We start from the raw sequence: 3,864 nt of genomic DNA, 5'->3' as shown, positions 1-3,864 counted from the left end.
GACCGGATACTTAAAAACCTGAAGATAAAAGCTCAAGCTTTTGGCTTAGAGCTCATCCCTATTTCCAACGCTACGGAATGTGTTTCTTAGGAGTTGAAAGTGCTAAATTCTCATCCATCTGCTTGCCCTATGTTCACTTTAGAAGAACTATCGGGACTTAAACATTTTTTAGCAATAAATAAGCCTCAAACCCTTACAGGGTTAGGGAAATACACCAAATGCCTGAAAACGCCTGAAACCCAGATATATCAACAAACCAAGCAAAATGATGTCAAAACCCTTTGGAATATACGTTTGAGGTCATTCTATCGGTGTTTTTTGCCTAAGTCCCATTAATCACCATCGCAATGTACGAATGGCAATAAACCCAAAAGTATAGAAATTTTTACTTTAAATCCTGCAAAAGCTCTACATAGGTTACTTCTCAAGAAAGATGAACACATGTAAAGCCCTTAATAACATGAAGCTCAGGCATCTTTAGCTAAACAGACTATGCAAATCTAAAGCTTTGTCTCAATAAAGAAACTCGTCAATCAGACAGCGTTCGTTGACATTAGAACGAGTGCTGTAGGAATGATGTTAACCAATAATGACAGTACTTAAGGAGATTCAAATTATGAACAAGACGGAGCAGCAAATCGTGAAGCCGATTGAGCACAAGCAAACAGATACAGACTTTGCCAATGCCGAGCAGGCGATGCCTAAACCTCTAGTAATAGCAGGAACATCTGATGGGTTGCTGTTTATTGACTCCAAACAGTATGTAGAACTTGAAGGTTATTCCATCACTGCTCTTGCCTTGAGCCAAGATGGACTGTGGGCGATCGCCGATCGCAATTCAATATGGCATCGTGACCCTAAGGGCAAGTGGCATCAAGTTGCTGCGATAAATGATTTGCGATTGAACTGCATCTTGCCGATCGAGGATGCGGTTCTGGTAGGAACGTCGCAAGCTCATCTCCTCCGTATTACTAATGATGGAAGCACGAATCGGATCAATTGCTTTGAGGCGGCTGAAGGACGTTCCCAATGGTATACACCGTGGGGAGGACCTCCAGATGTTCGTTCGATGGCAGTAGGTCAATCCGGCGAACTTTATGTAAATGTGCATGTAGGAGGCATTCTGCGCTCTGACGACCAGGGACAGTCATGGCAACCCACCATTGACTTTCATGCAGATGTTCACGAGGTACGAACCATTCCGGCTCGTCGGGATCTCGTGTTAGCAGCTACGGCTGAGGGGCTAGCAATTAGTCAAGATAGAGGGAACTCTTGGAGCTTTGATCGCACAAATCTACATGCTAACTACTCACGAGCTGTGGCAGTGTGTGGTGAGACAATTTTGATGACCGTTTCTATGGGCCCATCAGGTAACAAGGCAGCCATCTATCGCCGTCTACTTGATGAGCCAGGCACATTTGAAAAGTGTGAGCCAGGGCTACCAGAGTGGCTAAAAGACAATATCAACACAGGAACCCTTGCCACTTTCAGGAATATAGCTGCTTTCGGAACTTGTGATGGTCAAATCTTCCTCTCGAATGATGCTGGCTTGACGTGGAAGCAGATAGCAGCTTCTTTGCCTGAAATCCTTTGTCTAAATCTGATGTGACCCACTATTGAGTAGACCGAAAACTTTTGCGTTAGTAAGGTCAGTAGACCGAAAACTTTCCAGAAGCCTTATCAGTCCTTCGTTTCACGTTGGGAAGGTTATCTGCCGAAATCATCTTCCAATTTACCTTTCAAGCACCTCTATTCCAGATGGATAAATAGAGCGATCGCCTGTGGTCGTGACGGAAAGCCCAAAAGCATCGCCTGAAACCTTCATTCTTTAGTTAACTTTCAAAACTTTTCGGTCTACTGAAAGTTCACCGTTTGCGGAGCGTCTCGTAGAGAAGGATATCGCGGTGTGATGAATACCTGCCTAAGTATAAATTTGCTCAAAATTAGTGATTTTAAGTACCAGATTTCAAGGGCTTAGTGGCTCTAATAACATAAGTAAAGCTAATAACTTGATCAAGGGTAAGAGCAAATCTCACACCGGAATATGACTATACTGTGATTGAAGAGAATTTTGTCAAGAAGTTGTATGAGAATCGAGCTAGAGGAATATCTGGTTTGACTATGACTGCAACTACTAGTCCAGTTTGAACTGATGATAAAACCTTGAATGAAGTGGTAACTGTTTAACTGAAAATCTGATAATTTATGTTTAAGCCAGGAATTCATAAGCTCAGTTTATGATTCATTCTTCTCAATCACCCTTTGTGCATTTCCTAAAAAACTGTATCATAAACTACTATTTTTGAGCGATGGCTACGCCTGCTGTTCGCGTAACGTCTCTAAGAGTTGGCATCGCAAAAGTTTTAAGTCTATTAAATGTTTAATGCGGTTAAGATTGTGGTTTCTTATATCACAACAACAGATGTAGCAACATGAAGCCATTGTGGAGAACTACCATAATCTTAACTGCCATCGCCGGAGCTACCATCATCATTAGCTTGATTTTTCAAAAAACTAATCAGCCATCCATCGCCCTTACTGAAGAATGGATAGCTGCTAGCAACCATCTGCTGTGCCCCGTACTTGGTTCTTCTGGCAGCGAGCGATCGCAGCATATAAGCGATATGCTTCAATTCACCACGGGTAATACTTTCAAAGTCGGTACCAGCTACTATGGAGTCAGTGACTTAGAAGCTTTAGCACAGGATACACATAAATTTGAATCGCGTTACTTGGAACGTTTAATTGGTGCTTATCCACAACAGCGTCAGATTTATCAACCGCGCTCACCAATCAACCATACTGATCGTCTTACTTGCCCAATCATTTTTTTCTAAAGGATAGAAGATAAAGTTGTTCCACCAAACCAAACACAAGCAATGGTAAAAGCCTTGCAGATTAAAGGTCTGGCAGTAGCTTACATTCCCTTTGAGGGTGAGCAGCATGGCTTTCGCAAAGCCGAAAACATCAAAAAATCACTAGAAGCTGAACTCTACTTTTATTCACGTATTTTCTCTTTTGAACTAAGTGAACCAATTGAACCAATAATTATTGAAAATATCCCTTTCTAAATTTTACCTACTAACCCAAGTTGCGGGTTATCGACTGATGTGTGCTTGTCACCCCTCAACAATTTATGCGATCACGTACAACAAAGTGGCGGTGGCACGTAGCGTCACCGCACCTGAGAGTTGATTGAGTATTCATTTCTTAAAATGATTTTAAGTTCTATAAATTACTCATTCTCTAAAAGCTTGTTGAAGAGTAAAAGAAAAATAAATGCTTGTAGCTTAAGTAAAAACCCTTGATACGTAACCGCATGAATGGATTTTGGGAAAAAACTAGTAATACCATTAAACACGGTTTCGATATAATGCCGAGTATGTTGTTTGATATATTGATTCCAAGGTGGGTCTTGACGCTTGGAATTTTTTTTCCTCATTACTTTCAAGGAAATCTGACTCGTTTGTTTGAGCTCATCCTCAACGGTATAATCTGTGTAGGCTGAATCACCGTAAACTTCACTACCAGGCGGCAGATTCAAAGGTAATGCATTTAACGCACGTACATCGCTGGCACTACCAGGTATAAACACAAATTCAACCGGAATACCATTTTTCGTCGTTAATAACTGAACCCGAACACCGTAAAAGTATCGTTTCTTGGATGCTATGTAACCAGGACTTATCCCTCTTTTGTTACCTTCGGGGAAGAAAAATAGGAGAAGATTAGCTAGCTATAGAGAAATGAATCGGAGAAGCTCGAAAATCATTCATCAATTCAATCAACTTAAAGAAACAACGTTTCATCCCAGGAATATTGAATACATCTAACCAAGGTAAAAGCAAATGGTAGAAGATATAA

The 3,864-nt window shown here is 41.1% G+C and carries 3 protein-coding genes and 1 pseudogene; 3 read left to right on the top strand and 1 reads right to left on the bottom strand.

Going from position 1 to position 3,864, the window contains the following annotated elements; translation table 11 throughout:
• Positions 1–616: 616 nt before the first annotated feature.
• The 3 genes from V7K89_RS21285 to V7K89_RS21275 all read left to right on the top strand — a co-directional run bounded on the left by V7K89_RS21285 (position 617) and on the right by V7K89_RS21275 (position 3,071).
• Positions 617–1,609 (top strand): hypothetical protein, encoded by a 993-nt coding sequence (locus tag V7K89_RS21285; protein WP_335190621.1) that lies wholly within the window; start codon positions 617–619, stop codon positions 1,607–1,609.
• Between the two features lie 823 nt (positions 1,610–2,432).
• A complete protein-coding gene (locus tag V7K89_RS21280) occupies positions 2,433–2,837 on the top strand; it encodes an alpha/beta hydrolase family protein (RefSeq protein ID WP_335190619.1) in 405 nt (134 codons plus the stop codon).
• Positions 2,838–2,840: 3 nt separating this feature from the next.
• Entirely contained in the window at positions 2,841–3,071 is a 231-nt protein-coding gene (locus V7K89_RS21275; protein WP_335190625.1) for a prolyl oligopeptidase family serine peptidase, read from the top strand.
• Between the two features lie 168 nt (positions 3,072–3,239).
• Here the strand turns inward: V7K89_RS21275 and V7K89_RS21270 are convergent.
• Positions 3,240–3,679, bottom strand: a pseudogene (locus V7K89_RS21270) (transposase); the annotation flags it as partial.
• Between the last annotated feature and the right edge of the window lie 185 nt (positions 3,680–3,864).

This window comes from Nostoc sp., from assembly GCF_036917515.1.
Classification (GTDB): Bacteria; Cyanobacteriota; Cyanobacteriia; order Cyanobacteriales; family Nostocaceae; genus Nostoc.
The sequence above is the reverse complement of the archived record's forward strand: the minus strand, read 5'-3'. Positions and strand labels throughout refer to the sequence as shown.